This window comes from Pseudomonas sp. RG1, from assembly GCF_025910115.1.
Lineage (GTDB): Bacteria > Pseudomonadota > Gammaproteobacteria > Pseudomonadales > Pseudomonadaceae > Aquipseudomonas > Aquipseudomonas atacamensis.
Window position 1 is genome coordinate 1 of the sequence record NZ_JAPCIK010000019.1, and the last position, 16,769, is coordinate 16,769.

Annotated in this window: 17 protein-coding genes; 5 read left to right on the forward strand and 12 right to left on the reverse strand. The window is 61.1% G+C overall.

Annotated elements, in window-relative coordinates; translation table 11 throughout:
* Nucleotides 1–207 precede the first annotated feature (207 nt).
* A complete protein-coding gene (locus tag OK411_RS11395; RefSeq protein WP_130889028.1) occupies nt 208–1,443 on the forward strand; it encodes a M20/M25/M40 family metallo-hydrolase in 1,236 nt (411 codons plus the stop codon).
* Between the two features lie 357 nt (nt 1,444–1,800).
* Nucleotides 1,801–2,103 (forward strand): hypothetical protein, encoded by a 303-nt coding sequence (locus OK411_RS11400; RefSeq protein ID WP_264364899.1) that lies wholly within the window; start codon nt 1,801–1,803, stop codon nt 2,101–2,103.
* Between the two features lie 105 nt (nt 2,104–2,208).
* On the opposite strand, the gene OK411_RS11405 is transcribed toward OK411_RS11400, so the two are convergent.
* The 8 genes from OK411_RS11405 to OK411_RS11440 all read right to left on the reverse strand — a co-directional run bounded on the left by OK411_RS11405 (nt 2,209) and on the right by OK411_RS11440 (nt 10,421).
* The gene (locus OK411_RS11405) at nt 2,209–3,078 is read right to left on the reverse strand and encodes an isocitrate lyase/PEP mutase family protein (RefSeq protein ID WP_016774123.1); all 870 of its coding nucleotides are present in this window, start codon (nt 3,076–3,078) and stop codon (nt 2,209–2,211) included.
* Between the two features lie 154 nt (nt 3,079–3,232).
* Nucleotides 3,233–4,267 carry an arginine N-succinyltransferase gene (astA, locus tag OK411_RS11410; protein ID WP_136494013.1) on the reverse strand — a complete coding sequence of 345 codons (1,035 nt, stop codon included), beginning with the start codon at nt 4,265–4,267 and terminating at the stop codon, nt 3,233–3,235.
* A gap of 49 nt (nt 4,268–4,316) precedes the next feature.
* Complete coding sequence (locus OK411_RS11415) at nt 4,317–5,333, reverse strand: arginine N-succinyltransferase (protein ID WP_123441710.1); 1,017 nt, start codon at nt 5,331–5,333, stop codon at nt 4,317–4,319.
* Between the two features lie 118 nt (nt 5,334–5,451).
* Complete coding sequence (locus OK411_RS11420) at nt 5,452–6,801, reverse strand: APC family permease (RefSeq protein ID WP_264364900.1); 1,350 nt, start codon at nt 6,799–6,801, stop codon at nt 5,452–5,454.
* Nucleotides 6,802–6,855: 54 nt separating this feature from the next.
* Entirely contained in the window at nt 6,856–7,608 is a 753-nt protein-coding gene (locus tag OK411_RS11425) for an N-formylglutamate amidohydrolase (RefSeq protein WP_136494015.1), read from the reverse strand.
* Nucleotides 7,592–8,923, reverse strand: coding sequence for a glutamine synthetase (locus OK411_RS11430; RefSeq protein WP_264364901.1), 1,332 nt, complete (start codon nt 8,921–8,923; stop codon nt 7,592–7,594). The genes OK411_RS11425 and OK411_RS11430 overlap by 17 nt, the downstream gene beginning before the upstream one ends.
* Nucleotides 8,920–9,564, reverse strand: coding sequence for an isochorismatase family cysteine hydrolase (locus tag OK411_RS11435; protein ID WP_110645847.1), 645 nt, complete (start codon nt 9,562–9,564; stop codon nt 8,920–8,922). Before OK411_RS11435 ends, OK411_RS11430 begins: the two co-directional genes overlap by 4 nt.
* Nucleotides 9,565–9,566: 2 nt before the next feature.
* Nucleotides 9,567–10,421 carry a MurR/RpiR family transcriptional regulator gene (locus OK411_RS11440; protein WP_056784613.1) on the reverse strand — a complete coding sequence of 285 codons (855 nt, stop codon included), beginning with the start codon at nt 10,419–10,421 and terminating at the stop codon, nt 9,567–9,569.
* 318 nt (nt 10,422–10,739) lie between these two features.
* Here OK411_RS11440 and OK411_RS11445 point away from each other — a divergent pair, with 318 nt between their 5' ends.
* Both OK411_RS11445 and cobF read left to right on the forward strand, forming a co-directional pair.
* Entirely contained in the window at nt 10,740–11,309 is a 570-nt protein-coding gene (locus OK411_RS11445) for a histidine phosphatase family protein (RefSeq protein WP_217879738.1), read from the forward strand.
* Nucleotides 11,309–12,064 carry a precorrin-6A synthase (deacetylating) gene (gene cobF / locus OK411_RS11450; protein ID WP_217879739.1) on the forward strand — a complete coding sequence of 252 codons (756 nt, stop codon included), beginning with the start codon at nt 11,309–11,311 and terminating at the stop codon, nt 12,062–12,064. The genes OK411_RS11445 and cobF overlap by 1 nt, the downstream gene beginning before the upstream one ends.
* Before the next feature lie 219 nt (nt 12,065–12,283).
* On the opposite strand, the gene OK411_RS11455 is transcribed toward cobF, so the two are convergent.
* From OK411_RS11455 to OK411_RS11465, 3 genes are read right to left on the reverse strand one after another with little or no spacing between them, the layout of a single operon-like run.
* Nucleotides 12,284–13,465, reverse strand: coding sequence for an acetyl-CoA C-acetyltransferase (locus OK411_RS11455; protein ID WP_264364902.1), 1,182 nt, complete (start codon nt 13,463–13,465; stop codon nt 12,284–12,286).
* 11 nt (nt 13,466–13,476) lie between these two features.
* On the reverse strand, nt 13,477–14,142 hold the full coding sequence (locus OK411_RS11460) for a CoA transferase subunit B (protein WP_016774134.1): 666 nt from the start codon (nt 14,140–14,142) through the stop codon (nt 13,477–13,479).
* Between the two features lie 24 nt (nt 14,143–14,166).
* Nucleotides 14,167–14,865, reverse strand: a complete 699-nt coding sequence (locus tag OK411_RS11465) for a CoA transferase subunit A (RefSeq protein WP_016774135.1) — start codon at nt 14,863–14,865, stop codon at nt 14,167–14,169.
* A 295-nt stretch (nt 14,866–15,160) separates the two neighbouring features.
* Here OK411_RS11465 and OK411_RS11470 point away from each other — a divergent pair, with 295 nt between their 5' ends.
* Entirely contained in the window at nt 15,161–16,096 is a 936-nt protein-coding gene (locus OK411_RS11470; protein ID WP_073475336.1) for a LysR family transcriptional regulator, read from the forward strand.
* 44 nt (nt 16,097–16,140) lie between these two features.
* On the opposite strand, the gene OK411_RS11475 is transcribed toward OK411_RS11470, so the two are convergent.
* On the reverse strand, nt 16,141–16,758 hold the full coding sequence (locus OK411_RS11475) for a DNA-3-methyladenine glycosylase family protein (RefSeq protein ID WP_264364903.1): 618 nt from the start codon (nt 16,756–16,758) through the stop codon (nt 16,141–16,143).
* Between the last annotated feature and the right edge of the window lie 11 nt (nt 16,759–16,769).

Sequence of the window (16,769 nt, forward strand, 5' to 3'; positions counted from 1 at the left end):
ACGTTAATCGTCGGCAGCGTCAGATGTGTATAAGAGACAGGCGCTGGGTCAGTCGGTATCAATATCGTTTGCCACGACGCCTTCGCGAGCAGGCTCGCTCCCACCTGGGTATGTGTTGTCGGTTAGATCAGTGTCGCATCCGCTATAGAGCCTTGCGCCGATGTCGGTTACGGTTGAATCCCTCCGACACGAAACAAGGACTGCTTCATGACGTTCTCATTTCCCCGCTCTCTGATGGCCGCCAGCCTCGGTCTGTCCCTCGCATTCTCGGCCGCAAACGCCGCCGAACCGCACAAACAAGTGCTCGCCGATGCCGAGCAGTATCAGCCCGAAGCCCTGAAATTGTTGGAGCGACTGGTCAATATCGACTCCGGCTCAGGTTATGAACCGGGCCTGAAACAGGTCAGCGAGATCGCCATTGATGAGCTGAAGAAACTCGGCGCCACCATCGAGTTGGTACCCAACACCCCGGAAAAATCCAACCACGTGCTGGCCACGCTCAAAGGCACCGGCAAGGCGAAAATCCTGCTGATGGCGCACATGGATACGGTGTTCAAGGAAGGCTCCGCGGCCGAGCGGCCATTCCACATCAAGGACGGCCGTGCCTACGGGCCGGGGGTGATGGACGACAAGGGCGGGATCGTCGCCGGCATCTACGCGCTGAAAGTGCTGAAGAACCTCGACTTCAAAGACTACGCGCAGATCACTTTCCTGCTGGACGCCAGCGAAGAAACCGGCTCGGACGTCGCCACCGACCTGATCAAGAAAACCGCCAAACAGCACGATGTGACCCTCAACCTCGAACCGGGCCGCCCCGCCGATGGCCTGGTGGTGTGGCGCAAGGGCAGTGCGACGGCGCTGGTCGAAGTCAAAGGCAAGGCCGCCCACGCCGGCGTCGCGCCAGAGCTTGGACGGAACGCGGCGATGGAAGCGGCGCACCAGATTCTGCAACTGGGCAAGCTCGGCGATGAAGCGAAGAAAACCACCATCAACTTTACCGTGCTCAAGGCCGGCGATCGCACCAACGTGATTCCTGATCAGGCCACGGCCAAAGCGGATGTGCGTGCGGCAGTGCCGGAGGAATTTGATCGCATCGAGAAGGATCTGGCGCGGGTATCGCAGGACAAGTTGATTGCCGATACCGAAGTGAAAACGTCCTTGCAGCGCGGTTTACCGCCGATGCCGCAGACCGCTGAGTCGGATCGCTTGATGGCCATGGCCCAAGGCATTTACGGCGAAATTGGCCGCAAGCTCACCGAGGAGGGCAGTGGTGGCGCGGCGGATGCCAGTTTGTCCGCAGGCGTAGGAACGCCGACGCTGGATGGCTTCGGCATTGTCGGCGGCAATATTCACACGCCGGAGGAATATGCCGAAGTGGCGAGCGTGGCGCCGCGGATTTATCTGTTGTCGCGGATGATCATGGAGTTGGCGAAGCCGCGGTGAAGGAGCGATCGTTCCCACGCTCTGCGTGGGAATGCCTCAACGGACGCTCCGCGTTCGGCTTTGTGTGGGACGCAGAGCGTCCCGGGCTGCATTCCCACGCGGAGCGTGGGAACGATCATTAGTAGCTCCCGAGCATCCCCCAATCGGTTCCTTCTCCCTCCGGGAGAGGGCTAGGGTGAGGGGCTTTTTGTGGGAAGTGTGGAAGTCGAGGGCGGCGTACAAAAAATACCGAAAAGTCCGACAGAAGCTCTGGTTGCGGCCGTTGGGCGCGACTTTTATAGTCTCCGTTCGCAGATAACTCTGCGACGATCTTGGCCGGTCGAATACAGCACCAGACCCCTCTTTGGAGTGAACTTTATGACCGACCAAGTAATGCCGCGCTATCTCCCCATCGACACCTACGACGCCGAATCCCCGGTGCTCTTCATCAATACCCACACTGAACTCAGCGACATGGCCGCCTGTGCGATGCACCGGTTTGTGGTCGTGCGCGATCTGGCCGACACCGTTGCCAGCCTTAACCTCAAGGGCATTTCCGATTGTGATCTGACGCGGGTGACCAGCGCGGTTCATCTGCTGATGCGCGAGGGCTGCGCGATTTTGAATGTGATTCAGGCGCGGGCGGCGCAGCGGGAGGCGGGGTACAAGGCGCCGGTTTAGCGGTGTAGCGGCTGTCGCTATCGCGAGCAGGCTCGCTCCCACAGGGGAGTGCATTTCAACTGTGGGAGCGAGCCTGCTCGCGAAGGGGCCGGTACAGCGTATGCATCACTCCTTGACGCTCATGTATTCCTTGGCCCAGAGGATGTATTCCTCCGGCTGGGTATAGGTGTGGGTCAACTCGGTCGCGCTCAGATCGGAGGCCTGGGTGAAGATCTGCCGCTGTTCGCGCAGGCTGTCGTAGGTTGCCTTGATCGCGGCGAAGTAGGCGCCGTGGCCGTCGATGGTCACGCGTACACCGAGTTCGGCCAGGCGTTTGTCGTCGCGCAGGGCCGGGTTGCCGTAGGTGACCAGCATCAGCGGCACGGTCAGGTGCTCGGCGATTTGTTCCAGTTGATCAAAGTCCTGCACGCCGACCATGCAGATGCCGTCAGCGCCCGCCGCCTGATATTGGCGGGTGCGGCTGATGATTTCCTGGTTCGGCAGAATGCCGGCATTGGTGCGGGCGATGATCGCCATTTCCGTATCGACCCGGGCTTCCAGCGCCGCGCGGATCTTGCCGACGCCTTCGGCCACGGTGATCAGGTCGGTGGATTTGCGCCCGAATTGCGCGGGCAGCAGGGTGTCTTCGATGGTCAGTGCAGCGACGCCGGCGCGTTCCAGTTCGACGATGGTGCGCATCACGTTGAGGGCATTGCCGTAGCCGTGGTCGGCGTCAGCGATCACTGGCAATTGGGCGACGCGACCGATGCGCGTGGCCTGTTCGGCGAATTCGCTGAGGGTGATCAGGGCGAAGTCCGGTGCGCCAAGCACCTGCAGCGAGGCCACGGAGCCGCCGAGGATACCTACTTCAAAACCCAAGTCAGCGGCGATGCGGGCCGACATCGGGTCGAACACCGAAGCGGTGTGGTAGCAGGTGTCGGAGGCCAGCAGCTGACGGAAATTGCGGCGCAAATCTTGATGGGAAAGCCTGGTCATACGAGTTCCACCAATACATAAGGAATGGAAAGGCTTGAGCAAAGGTGTCAACGCCGAAGAATGAAAAGGCTATCACGCGAATGGGTCAAGAATCATGACGAATTTGCGCGGCAGGACTGGCGGCTGAAAGGTTTAATCTCCCGTGCTGGAAATATCAGGCCGCCACGGCATGTTGCTGTTGATGGGGCAGGAGCACCGCACGCACCGAATTGCCCGGCTGCAATTGCAGGCGTTTGGCGGTGAGACGATCAACCACCAAGCTGTTGCCCACCAGTCGACCGCGGGCCGCGGTGATGCGGCAGTTTTCCAGCCGGCGGTTGTGAATCAGCCACAGCGGCGCCTGCTCGTCGGGGGTGCCGAGGCTCAGGGTCAGTTCGAGGCTGTCGCGCACCGTGCGGATGCTGCGGATTGGCGCCTCGATGACCGGGCCACCGTCGAAAATGTCGATGTAGCCTTTGTGCGCAAAGCCTTCAGCTTGAAGAATTTTCAACGCTGGTTGAGTGTTCGGATGCGTCTGGCCGATCGCCGCCTGCGCCTGTTCGGTGAGCAGGCAGGTGTACAGCGGCTGGCGCGGCATCAGTTCGGCGATAAAGGCTTTGTTGCCCAGGCCGGACAAGTGATCGGCGTGGGTGAAATCCATCTGGAAAAAGTGTCGGCCCAGGCTGTCCCAGAACGGCGAGCAACCGTTTTCATCGGCACTGCCGCGCAGTTCGGCGATCATCTTCTCGCCAAACAGGTGCGGAAATTCGGCGACGAACAGCAAGCGACCCAGCGACAACAGGCGGCCATTGCTGCCGTTGCGCTGGTCATGGCGCAGGAACAGCGAGCACAGCTCCGATTGGCCGGTCAGTTCATTGTTGAGGAACAATGTCGGGATCTGCCGCTGAATGCCCAGGTCCGGTGCCGAACTGACGGTGACGCCGAGCCGGTAGTTGTACCAGGGCTCGCGCAAGCCAACGGCGCCGGCCATCGCGCTGACACCGACCACGCGCTGCTCATCATCCTCGAGGACAAACAGGTAATCGGCATCGGCGCGCTCCACCTGTTCTGCGAACGCCCGTTGTGCCCAACGCACCCGGTGCGCCAAGCGGTCTTCGTTGGCAGGAAGGGTGGTGAAACCTGGCCCTGCCTGTTCGACGAGGGTCATCAAGGCAGGCAGGTCGCTGACTTTTACCGGACGGACAATCATGCTCCAACTCCTTTGGCGTACCGATTCAGGCGCGGATGGCTAACGCGGCTCACAGAGCGACCAGCCGTATCGAGCTGCCATCGCTGACCTTCAGCGCCGCGCAGATGGCGGGTGTCAGGGACAGCGGCTGACCGGGGTGATAGTCGAGTTCGGTGACCATCGCGCGGTAGTCATGCAGGGCGTCGTTGCTCAGCAGGTAACGGCCACGGGCGTCGGTCGATGCTTGTTGGCGGACGCTGGCGGTCTGGCTGTCGGCGATCGAGCGAATGTTCGCGGTGCGCGCATACAGGGTCGGGCCGGCGTCGAACAGGTCGATGTAGCTGTTGGTTTCGAAGCCTTCCCGCGCGAGGATGTCGAAGGCTTCCTGGCCGTCCGGGTGCACGCGGCCGATGCAGTCCTGCGCCGCTGGCGGCAGCATCGGCACGTAGATCGGGTATTGCGGCATCAGTTCGGCAAGGAACGTGCGGCTCTGCAAACCGCAAAGACGCTCGGCTTCGGCGTAGGGCAGGTCGAAAAAGTGCTTGCCCAGCGCATCCCAGAATGGCGAGTGACCCTGCTCGTCGCTGTAGCCGACGATTTCGGTGATCACCGCCTCGGAGAAGCGTTGTGCATGCGCAGCAATGAACAGCAGGCGCGCCCGCGACAGCAGTTCAGAAAACGGCGTGCGCACCAACGCGGCATCAATGTGGAAACCGCGCAGCAAGGTATGCCCGCTGAGGTCATGGCACAGCGACAACGCCGGTACGCCGTGCTCGATGTTCAATTCCCGCGAAGCGCTGGTGAAATGGCGGTTGCGCAGGCTGTAGAACGGCTCCTTGAAGCCGGCGGTGGCAAGGATTTCCGAGCAGCCGACCAATTGCCGGCGTTCGAGATCTTCCAGCACGAAGAAGTAGTTCTCCGGCCCCTGCGCCTGAGCGGCGCTATCGAAGGACGCGCACGACGCGGCGATTTTTTCGCGCAGGTGTTCGCTGTCATCCGGCAGCGAGGTCACGCCGATCAGGCTCTCGCGGGCCAGGCGCTGTAGCTGGGGCAGATCATTCTGCTCGACTGGGCGTAAGACCAGCATGGATGTACTCCTGTATCAAAAGGTTCGGCCCATTCGCCGAACCTGACTATCACTGTCGGTTTCCACGCGTTGAATCGGCGGTCGCCTGATTTGTTGTCAGACGCCGCTCTTTTTCTTGTCAGCCTTTGCTCGGATCGGGCAGCGCTGTGCTGGCGCCGAGCTTGTTGAGGAAAAACAGGTACACCAGGCCCAGGGCAATCCAGATCAGGCCGAGTTTCTGCGCATCGACGCCCATGTTGTACATGATGGCGGCAACGATGACGAAGCCGATCACCGGGCAGAGCAGATGGCGCACAAACTGCCGCGACTTCTGCCGACGCCAGTAGTGGTTGATCACCGTCAGGTGCAGCAGCATGAAACCGCTGAGGGCGCCGAAGTTGATCAGTGAGGTGAGAATGTCGACCGCGTCGATGAACAGGTAGCAGATCAGCAGCGACAACACCGCCACCAGATAAATGCTCAGGTACGGCGTGTTGTGTTTCGGGTGGACCTGGGCCAGCACCTTCGGCAGCTTGCCGTCGCGGGCCATGCCGAACAGCAGGCGCGAGACGGCGGCCTGCGAGGTGATCGCCACCGCGACGCCCCAGGCCAGCGCCGTGGCGACGGCGGTCAGGGTCGCCAGCCAGCTGCCGGCGGCGATTTCAGCGATTTCATAGAACGCGGTGTCGGCGGATTTGAAGCCCATGCCCGCTGCCAGATCGGTGGCTATCCACGTTTGTACGACGAAAATCGTGCCCATCACTGCCAGAGTGATCAGCGCTGCCTTGCCGACACTGCGGCCCGGATCTCCCTTGATTTCTTCGGCGAGGGTGGAGATCGCGTCGAAGCCGAGGAACGACAGCACGGCGATCGACACGGCTTGCATCAGCAGGGCGAAGTTTAAGGTTTGCGGGTGATACAGCGGCGCCAGCGTCAGCTCACCGTTACCGCCACCGTTGTGCAGGGCGTTCCAGGCGTAGAACAGGAAGATGCCCAGCACGACCAGTTGTGCCAGCAGGAACAGCATGTTCATCCGCGCGGTGAAGGTGATGCCGCGCAGGTTGACGAACGTCGCGCTGACCAGAAACGCCAGGATGAAGCCGACCTTGGGAATGTCCGGGTACAAATGGTTGAGCGCCATCGCCGAATACAGGTACAGCAGCGGTGGAATCAGCAGGTAATCGAGCAGCATCAGCCAGCCAGCGATGAAACCGACATGTTGATTGAGGCCGCGCTGGGCGTAGGAATATACGGAGCCGGCAATCGGAAAGGCCTTGGCCATGCTGCCGTAACTCAGCGCGGTGAACAGCATTGCCACCATGCCGATGATGTACGCCAGCGGCACCATCCCCGGTGCTTCGGCGTTGACGTAGCCATACACACCGAACGGGGCGATGGGGATCATGAAGATCATCCCGTACACCACCAGATCGGTCAGCGTCAGGCTACGTTTCAACTCTTGCTTGTAGCCGAATTCTTCAATTTCCATGAAGCGCAACTCCTTGTCAGCCATCGGTCGGTTTATGTTTTATCGGTCCGTCATTTACAGCAAAGGTGCGAGGTAACCTGCCCAGCGCGAAACCGCTTCGGGACTGCGCAGCAGATCATTGCGCACCTCGATCAGCACCGCCTCAAGGCCCCTGGCATCACCGTGCACGGGCACGGTCATGTCGCCCAAGGGATCAATTTTGTACGGCTGGTTGCCCGCGACTTTAAGCGGGTGCGCTTGCAGCCCGTCGAGCAGGCGCTGAGCATAGTCCTGGGCCTGGCCGAACAACACGCCGACTTCCAGTGGTCGCGGCTGGCCGTAATACACCGGGGTGAAACTGTGAACACCGACCACCCGCACCGGCAGACCTTTGGCAATGCGCTCGTCGATCAACATCTGCAAGCGCGCATGAAAAGGTTTGAACAACGTCTGGCGCCGGTACTCGCGGGTCGCCTCATCCAGCTCGCGATTGCCAGGTATCGGGTAGATCTCGCTCTGCAGCGGGATGCTGTCCGGCGCATGGCGCGGGCGGTTGAGGTCGATCAGCAGCCGTGAATAACTGGCGCTGAGCAACGTGGCGCCGAGTTGTTCCGACAACTGTTCGGCCAGTTGCAGCGCACCGATGTCCCAAGCGATATGTTCGCGCGCGGCCGCCTCGTCCAGGCCCAGATTGTTCAGGGCTTCGGGAATGTAGCGACTGGCGTGTTCGCACACCAGGATCAACGGATTCGTCGAGTCCTCGCGGCTCAGGTTGTAGACCGGGCGGGTATACAACCCCAGCTCAGCGGATTCAGTACAGGCGTGCATAGTGCTCACACAAGTCAGCGGGCGAGAGCTGTTCCGTCAGCGCCAGTTCCTCGGTTTTCAGGGCGTAATAAGTGTCGAGCAACGGCTTGGGCAGCCATTCGTTGAAGGCTGCGCTGTCACGCAGGCAATCCAGCGCCTGGGCCAGCGAGGCGGGCAGGGCGACGATGCCCCGGGCCTTGCGTTGCTCGTCGTTGAGTGAATCGGGAATATCATCGGTAACCGCGTTCAGCGCCAGACGCTGTTCGATGCCCAGCCGCCCGGCAATCAGCAGCGCGGCCATGGCCAGATGCGGCGAGGCAGTGGCGTCCATGGCGCGGAATTCCAGGTTGAACTGCTGCGCGGCAGACTTGCCGCCCAAGGTCACAGTCGGGCAGATGCGCAGCGCCGCTTCACGGTTCTGCTGCCCCAGGCATGCATACGACGCGCTCCAGTGGTGCGGCTGCAAACGCTGGTAGGACAGCGGCGTCGGCGCGGTGAACGCGCACAGCGCCGGCAGAAAATGCAGGACTCCGGCAGCCCAGTGCTGGCCGATGCTCGACAGGCCGTTGCTGGTGCCAGCGTCGTAGAGCATCGGCTGGCCGGCCAGATCGAGCAGGCTGACGTGCAGATGGACACCGTTGCACACCGCCTCGGCGGCAGTCTTCGGCGCAAAACTCAGATCCAGGCCCATTTGCCGGGCGATTTCCCGGGTGATTTCGCGCACGTTGACCGCGCGATCCGCCGCCGCCACGCCAAGCGTCGGGCGGCAGGTGATTTCGTATTGGTGCTTGCCGTATTCCGGCAGGAACATTTCCGGCTCGACGCCGCCGGCGCGCAGGGCGCTGAGCAGCCAGCCGCCGAATTCGGCGCCTTGGCGCTGCGCCTCGAGAGAGAACGCCGCGTGTTCGGCAATACCTGCGTGCAGGTTGAATTCATGTTCGAAGGCGGCGTTGACCTGCAACCCCAGCTCATCGTGATAGCGCTCGATTTCATCGCGCAGCAATGTGCGTGGGCAGGCGCCCCATGCCTGGCCGTCGGTCTCGCGAATATCGGCGTGAATGAAATCCAGCACCGGCGCATTGGCATCCGGACCGCTGCCGACAGTGACGCGGCTGCTCAGATCGGGAATCAGCCGCAGGTCGCCATACGCGCCCCACGGATTGCTCGAAGCGATGATGTCTTGCGGCGTCAACGCACTGTTGGCCGGTACCCAACCGCAACCCGCGGCCTGATAGTGCTCCAGCTCATCGCTGGGAAACGAGCGGCCACGGGTGATGCCGATCAGGTCGGTTGTCACCAGCGTGGTCATCGGTAAAGGCGTCAGGCGCGGGCTCATGGCTGCATCTCCTGCAAGCGACCGAGCACGGTGTCGGTGTCGGTGATCCAGCAGTAACCCTTGATCGCGTTGAGGCAGGCGTGATGGCGTTCAGCTGTGTAAGTGGCGCAGGCATCCTCCACCAGCGTGACCAGATAGCCACGGTCGGCGGCGTCGCGCACAGCCATGTCGACGCACTGGTCGGTGACGATGCCGGCGATGATCAGATGCCGGGTTTGCAGATTGCGCAGCACGTAATCGATGTTGGTTGAATTGAACACCCCGGAGGAGGTCTTCGGCAGCACGATTTCGTTTTCGGTCGGGGTCAGTTCAGCGATGACCTGAGCTTGCACGCTGCCCTTGGGCAGGTGCATGTCCGACAGTTTGTGATCCAGCGAGCGGTCGCGACCGTCGGCGGTCAGGCTTTCGATAATCGTGTGCAGCACGTTCTGCTGCGCCTGACGAAAGGCGCCAAGCAGACGCTGTTGGTTGGGCACCACCTGGCTGCGCGTGCGCTGGAGAAAATACTCGGCATCCGGCTCGCTCAGGTGCGGGTCGAATTGCGGTTCGAGCCAGGCGCGCTGCATGTCCACCAGCAACAAAGCGGTATGGTCGGTCGCAAACGGCAGGTCCCGAGGCGAGCGGTGGGGAAGGCTGAACATCCTTATTTGTCCTCCAGCAGGTGAGTCGCAAAGTCGTTGCGCAGGGCATCGATGCCTTCCAGGCGATCCGCCGGGTCCGGCACGCGCAAGGTCAGGCAGGCGATCAACGCCTCGACCTGCGCCAGCGCCGGCACCATGGTGTCGAACGGCGACGCCGATTCCACCGGCGCGCTGATGATCAGGTCGGCCAATTCGCGCAGCGGCGAGGCGTAGACATCGGTGAACAGCACCACTCGCGCGTTGTTGTTTTTCGCCGCCTGCGCAACGCGCAGGGCTTGGGTCTGGTAGCGCCGGTAGTCGAACACCAGCACCACGTCCTGACGTTGCAAATCGTACAAACGGTCGGGCAGCAGGGCGTTGTCTTCCAGGGCGAAGCAGCCGGGGCGCAGCAGACGCAGGTGGTTGAGCAGGTAATTGGCCAGCAGAATGCTGAAGCGGCCACCGAAACAGTAGACCTGATGGCGGCTGTCGAGCAGCCATTCCACGAGGATGCGCACGTCCTCAGGCTGGGTCAGGGCTTGGGTGTCGATCAGCAAGCGCTGGCTGTCCGCCAGGTAATGCGCCCAGGCATCGTCCTTGTTCTGCTGCGAGCGCGGCTGCAACAAGGTGCGCGGTGAACGCAGGCGATGGTCCATGTCGCTGAGCAGGGCTTCCTGGAATTCGGCATAACCGCCGAAACCGAGCTTTTTCACCAGACGCACGATGGTCGGATCGCTGACGCCGGCATGTTCGGCCAGTCGCGCCATAGGCCCGAGACCGTTGCGTGGATACTGATCGAGCAGGGCGCGAACGACTTTGCGCTCCGATGGCGTCAGGTCCAGGCCGGGGTCGGTGATCAGGTCTCTGAGAGGGGGCATCCGGGCTCCTGCTGGATGGGGTGTCGAATTCGTTTCACAATCCGTTAAACGAGTATTTAAGTAATGGGTGTTACATGTCTAGCTAATTTTTGTACAGGTTTTTCGAGCACCAAAAGTGTGCAAGGTGCCCGTGTAATAAGGGCTACGTCGAAGTAGCGCGCTGTTGTAGTCCTTTGCCGATTGCTGTGTCAGACATTACCTATCCCAAGCTCAGCGACGCGCCGGTGACAACCCTGAACGCCGAGGTTTTACGGCACAATGCGACGCGTATCGGCTGTGTGCCATTGTTTGTTTTATCTTTCGACCGAGAACCTGCTTGTGCCAAGTAGCCGTTTGACACTGATTTGCCATGCGCGAACCGTCGCACAGAAACTGGCGCGTTTTCCTACGGACGAGCCTGTTGAAAATCTGGCTGTTCCGTCCGACGCGTTCAGGGCGCGATTGGCGGTAACACGGCGGCTGGTGTGTGCCCCGGAGTTGAGAACTCAGCAAACGGCGGCATGGTTTGGCGTCGATGCGCAGATTGATCAAGCCCTGCGCGATTGCGATTGGGGACGCTGGCACGGCCAGTCGATCAAGGATCTGCAAGCCAACGAAAACCAGGCTTTGCAAGCCTGGCTGGCCGATCCTGAAGCGGCATCCCATGGCGGCGAATCAGTCAGGCAACTGACGCAGCGGGTGGCAAAGTGGCTGGACACAATCGCTGCAACGCCTGGACATGTCGTGGCGGTGACTCATCCGTTCGTCATGCGCGCGGCGCTGATGCAGGTGCTGCAAGGCGCGGCGTTCCACGCAATCGACGTTGAGCCGCTGGCGATGATCGACTTGCGCTTCAATGGCATCTGGCGACTACGCTTGCCGGGCATGGCCCTTGACGAGGAATCCTGATGAAACAGCTGCTGGTCATCGGCATTGGCGCCGGCAATCCGGACTACATCACCATGCAGGCGGTGAAAGCGCTGAATCGGGTCGATGTGTTCTTTCTGCTGGATAAAGGCCAGAGCAAGCAGACGCTGATCGACCTGCGCCGAGAGATCTGCGAGCGCTACATCACCGACCACGCTTATCGCTTTGTCGAAGCCAGCAGCCCAGAGCGCGAGCGCGGCGATGTCGACTACACGGCGAGCGTCGATGCACTGAATCGCGCCAAGCAGCAGACATTCGAACAGCTGATCAATGAAGAATTGTCCGACGGCCAGTGCGGCGGATTCCTGATCTGGGGCGATCCGGCGTTATACGACAGCACATTGCGGATTCTTCAGGCGATTCAGGCATCATGCCGCTGTCAGTTTGAATACGAAGTGATACCGGGGATCACCAGCGTTCAGGCCCTGGCTGCGCAGCACAAAATATCCTTGAACTCGATTGGTCGCTCGGTAGAAATCACCACAGGCCGGCGATTGGCGGCGGGGCAGGTGAGTGAAGCGGACAGTCTGGTGGTGATGCTCGATGCCGAGGATTCCTACCAGCGGGTGGCGGATCGGCAGACCGAGATTTTCTGGGGCGCTTACCTGGGCACACCGGACGAGATACTGCTCAGCGGCCGGCTGGCGGATGTCGCCGATGAGATCGAACGGGTGCGCAAAGCGGCGCGGGCGGAGCATGGGTGGATCATGGATACCTATTTGCTGCGCAAGCCTTGAATTCTCGGTGGCTGATCTGGCTCCTTCGCGAGCAAGCTCGCTCCCACAGGGAAATGCGTTGCAGAATGTGGGAGCGAGCTTGCTCGCGAAGAGGCCAGAACATTCACCACCGATTTGGGACAGGCAAAAAGAAACCCGGTGCAACGCAAATCGCACCGGGCTTTTTGTTGCCAGCCAACAGCGGATGTCGTGGATCCGCCGTCAACCTTGAACTCTTTATCAGCCGCGTTCCAGCGCCAAAGCCACGCCCTGACCGCCGCCGATGCACAAGGTCGCCAGACCTTTCTTGGCATCGCGCTTGAGCATTTCGTGCAGCAATGTCACCAGCACGCGGCAGCCTGATGCGCCGATCGGGTGGCCGAGGGCAATGGCGCCGCCATTGACGTTGACCTTGTCCAGATCCCATTGCAGGTCCTTGGCCACGGCCAGCGATTGCGCAGCGAACGCTTCGTTGGCTTCGATCAGGTCGAGCTGGTCGATGTTCCAGCCGGCCTTATCGAGGCAGCGGCGGGTCGCCGATACCGGGCCGATGCCCATGATCGCCGGGTCGACGCCAGCGTTGGCGTACGCAGCAATTTTCGCCAGAACCGGCAGGCCCAGCGCTTTGGCTTTCTCGGCACTCATCAGAATCACGGCGGCGGCACCGTCGTTCAGCGACGAGGCGTTGCCAGCGGTGACGCTGCCGTCCTTTTTGAACGCCGGACGCAGTTTTGCCAGAGATTCTGCGCTGGTATCGCCGCGTGGCTGCTCGTCGACCTTGAACGCCACCGGATCGCCTTTGCGCTGCGGGATCAGGATCGGCGTGATTTCATCAACGAAGCGCCCGGCCTCGATAGCGGCGGCGGCTTTCTGCTGAGACGCGGCAGCAAAGGCGTCCTGCTGTTCGCGGCTGATCTGGTATTTGTCGACCAGATTCTCGGCAGTGATGCCCATGTGGTAATCGTTGAACGCATCCCACAGGCCATCGCTGATCATGGTGTCGACGATTTGCGCGTGGCCCATGCGCAGACCGGTGCGCGCGCCCGGCATGATGTAGTTGGACAGGCTCATGTTTTCCTGACCGCCGGCGATGATCACCTCGGCGTCGCCGCAACGGATCGCTTGCGCGCCCAGGTGCAGAGCCTTGAGGCCCGAACCGCAAACCTTGTTCAGGGTCATGGCCGGTACGGCGTGTGGCAGGCCAGCCTTGATTGCGGCCTGACGTGCCGGGTTCTGCCCGGCGCCAGCGGTGAGCACCTGGCCCATGATCACTTCATCGACCTGCGTCCCGTCGAGGCCGGTCTGCTCGAGCAACTGGCGGATCACCGCCGCGCCCAGGTCTACAGCGGATACATTGGCCAGGGAGCCCTGAAAACTGCCGATCGCGGTACGCGTGGCGGCAACAATGACGACGTCTTGCATGTGCGAATTCCTCACTGGGCAGCGAACTGCATTTCCGGTACATGATCCGGGACGATCAGTTTACCAGCGGTTTTGGCGACGATTTCCTCAACACTGACGCCAGGAGCGCGTTCCTTGAGGACAAAAGCGCCATTTTCGATTTCCAGATAGGCGAGGTCGGTCAGCACGCGCTTGATGCAGCCGGCACCGGTCAGCGGCAGGCTGCACTTGGCCAGCAGCTTGGACTCACCGTCCTTGGACGCGTGGGTCATGATGACAATGATGTTGTCGGCGCCGGCCACGAGATCCATCGCACCGCCCATGCCCTTGACCAGTTTGCCGGGGATCATCCACGAAGCGATGTTGCCTTCAACGTCGACTTCAAATGCACCAAGGACGGTCAGGTCGACATGGCCGCCGCGGATCATCGCGAAGGATTCGGCGGAATTGAAGATCGACGCGCCGATCCGCGCCGTCACCGTTTGTTTACCGGCGTTGATCATGTCGGCATCGATGGTTTCTTCGGTCGGGAACGGGCCCATGCCGAGCAGGCCGTTTTCCGATTGCAGCATGACTTCCATGCCTTCGGGGATGTAGTTGGCGACCAGGGTCGGAATGCCGATGCCGAGGTTGACGTAGTAGCCGTCCTGCATTTCGCGGGCGACGCGTTGAGCCATTTGTTCGCGGGTAAGTGCCATGTTGTTGTTCTCCGTAGGCCTGAATTATTTGCGGATGGTGCGCTGTTCGATGCGTTTTTCGAACGTGCCGCAAATGACCCGGTCGACGTAGATGCCCGGGGTGTGGATCTGCGTCGGGTCGAGTTCGCCGGGCTCGACGATTTCTTCGACTTCGACCACGGTGATCTTGCCGGCGGTCGCGGCCAGCGGGTTGAAATTCTGCGCGGTGTGACGGTAAACGACGTTACCGAAATGGTCGGCCTTCCAGCCTTTGACGATGGCGAAGTCGCCGGTGATGGATTCTTCCATCAGGTACTTTCGACCTTTGAATTCGCGTACTTCCTTGCCTTCAGCAACCGGGGTGCCAACGCCAGTGGCGGTGAAGAACGCCGGAATGCCGGCGCCGCCCGCGCGCATTTTTTCGGCGAGGGTGCCTTGCGGGGTAAGGATGACTTCGATCTCGCCCTTGAGCAGTTGCTCTTCGAACAGCTTGTTTTCGCCGACGTAAGAGGCGATGACCTTGCTGATCTGGCGGTCGGTGAGCAGCACGCCAAGGCCGAAACCATCGACGCCGCAGTTGTTGGAAACGACGGTGAGATCACGCGTGCCCTTGCGCTTGATCTCGGCGATCAGGTTTTCCGGAATGCCGCACAGGCCAAAGCCGCCGGCGATAACGGTCATACCGTCTTCCAGTCCGGCCATTGCTTCCTCGTAGGAATACACACGCTTGTCGAAACCTGCCATAGGCACCTCTTTTATTATTTGCGGGCGGCTGGCTAGCCGAATGACTGGAGTGTCTCTCTGTGGAATATATTTGTTAAGTTGATTTTTGCGGTTGATTGATTGATAAATCTCACTAATACGCGTTCGTCGATGATCGTTCCCACGCTCCGCGTGGGAATGCCTCCAGGGACGCTCCGCGTCCAGTGACGCGGAGTGTCACGGGCTGCATTCCCACGCAGGAGCGTGGGAACGATCAGGGCCATCGCATCACGGCTTGCAGCTTGACGCTTGCAGCTTGCAACTGGAGCAAAGCGACATGACCATCAAACAGATCCGTGCCTTTCTCGCCGTGGCCCATAGCCTGAGCTTCGCCGTGGCCTGCGAGCGTCTGCACCTGTCGCAGTCAGCGCTGAGCCTGACCATCAAAGCGCTGGAAGAGGGCCTGGGCGGGCGCCTGTTCAGCCGCAACACGCGTAACGTGGCGTTGACCCCGGAAGGCGAGTCCCTGCTGCCGCTGGCGCGCCGCTTGATCGCCGATTGGGACAACGCCGAAGACGAGATGCGCCAGCGTTTCAGCCTGCAACGCGGACGCGTGACGCTGGCGGCGATGCCGTCATTTGCCGGCAATCTGCTGCCGCCGATTCTCAAGAGCTTCCGCGCGCGTTATCCGAACGTCAACGTGACGGTCAACGACGTGATCAACGAGCAAGTGCTGGAAATGGTCCGCGATCGTCAGGTTGAACTCGGTGTGGCGTTCGCGCCGATGCAGAGCACGTCGATGACATTCACGCCGCTGTATGTTGATCGCTTTGTCGCCGTTGTGCCGGCCGATTCAGCGCTGGCCGGTCGCGCCGACATCGATTGGCAGACTTTGCTGGAGCAACCGTTCATCACCCTGCAGCGGCCATCGACCGTGCGGGTCATGCTCGAAGAGCATTTGCAGGCGCGCGGAATGAAGTTGCCGGTGGAGTTCGAAAGTCATCAATTGGCGACGGTTGGCCGAATGGTTGCCAGCGGGCTTGGGGTCAGCGCGGTGCCGGCATTGTGCGCGGGGCAGATGCGCGAGCTCGGTGCGCATTGCCTGACCTTGAATGATTCTGTCGAACGGGCGATTGGCGTGTTGACCGAGCCGGGCAATGAGCTGTCGGCGGCGGCGCAGGCGTTGTTCGAGATTCTCAAGGCTGAAGATTTGCAGCGCCAGTTCGATTTCCCCCTCACTCCAGAAGCGCGGAAACAGAGCGCCGAACGCTGATTCAGTGTGCGAGCGAGCCTGCTCGCGAAGAACGATAACGCGGTCTAAGCCTTGGCCACGCGCCACAGATACCAGGCTGCAACCGTCCGATAAGGCTTCCACGCCTGGCCAATCTCGATCATCTGCTTGCGCGTCGGCTGCACCTCCAGTCCCTTCAAGCGCCGATATCCCTCACGCACGCCAAAATCATCCGCCGGCAGGACGTCCATGCGTTCGAGGCTGTAGATCAACAGCATCTCCACGGTCCAGCGGCCGACACCGCGCAAACTGGTCAGGCGTTCGATCAGGGTTTCATCGTCCATCGCCCGTGCAGTCGGGTAATCGGGCACCACGCCGTCCAGCGTCGCCTGGGCGATCCCTTGAATCGTCGCGATCTTGCTGGCTGAAAATCCGCAAGCGCGCAGTTGCTCGACCTCAGTCGCGAGAATCTGCTCCGGGCGTGGAAACACCTGACCGGGAAACAACCCCACTAAACGCCCAAGGATCGCATCGCCGGCCATGGCGTGCAGTTGCTGATAGGCAATCGCCCGTACCAGCGATTCATACGGGTCGCGCGCCGGATGTGGCTGATGCAGACATGGGCCGACGGCGCTGACATGGCGCTGCCAGTCAGTGTCTATCGCGGCCAGAAAAGCGCTGGCCATCTCATACATGTCAGCCATGTTGCGGTGAT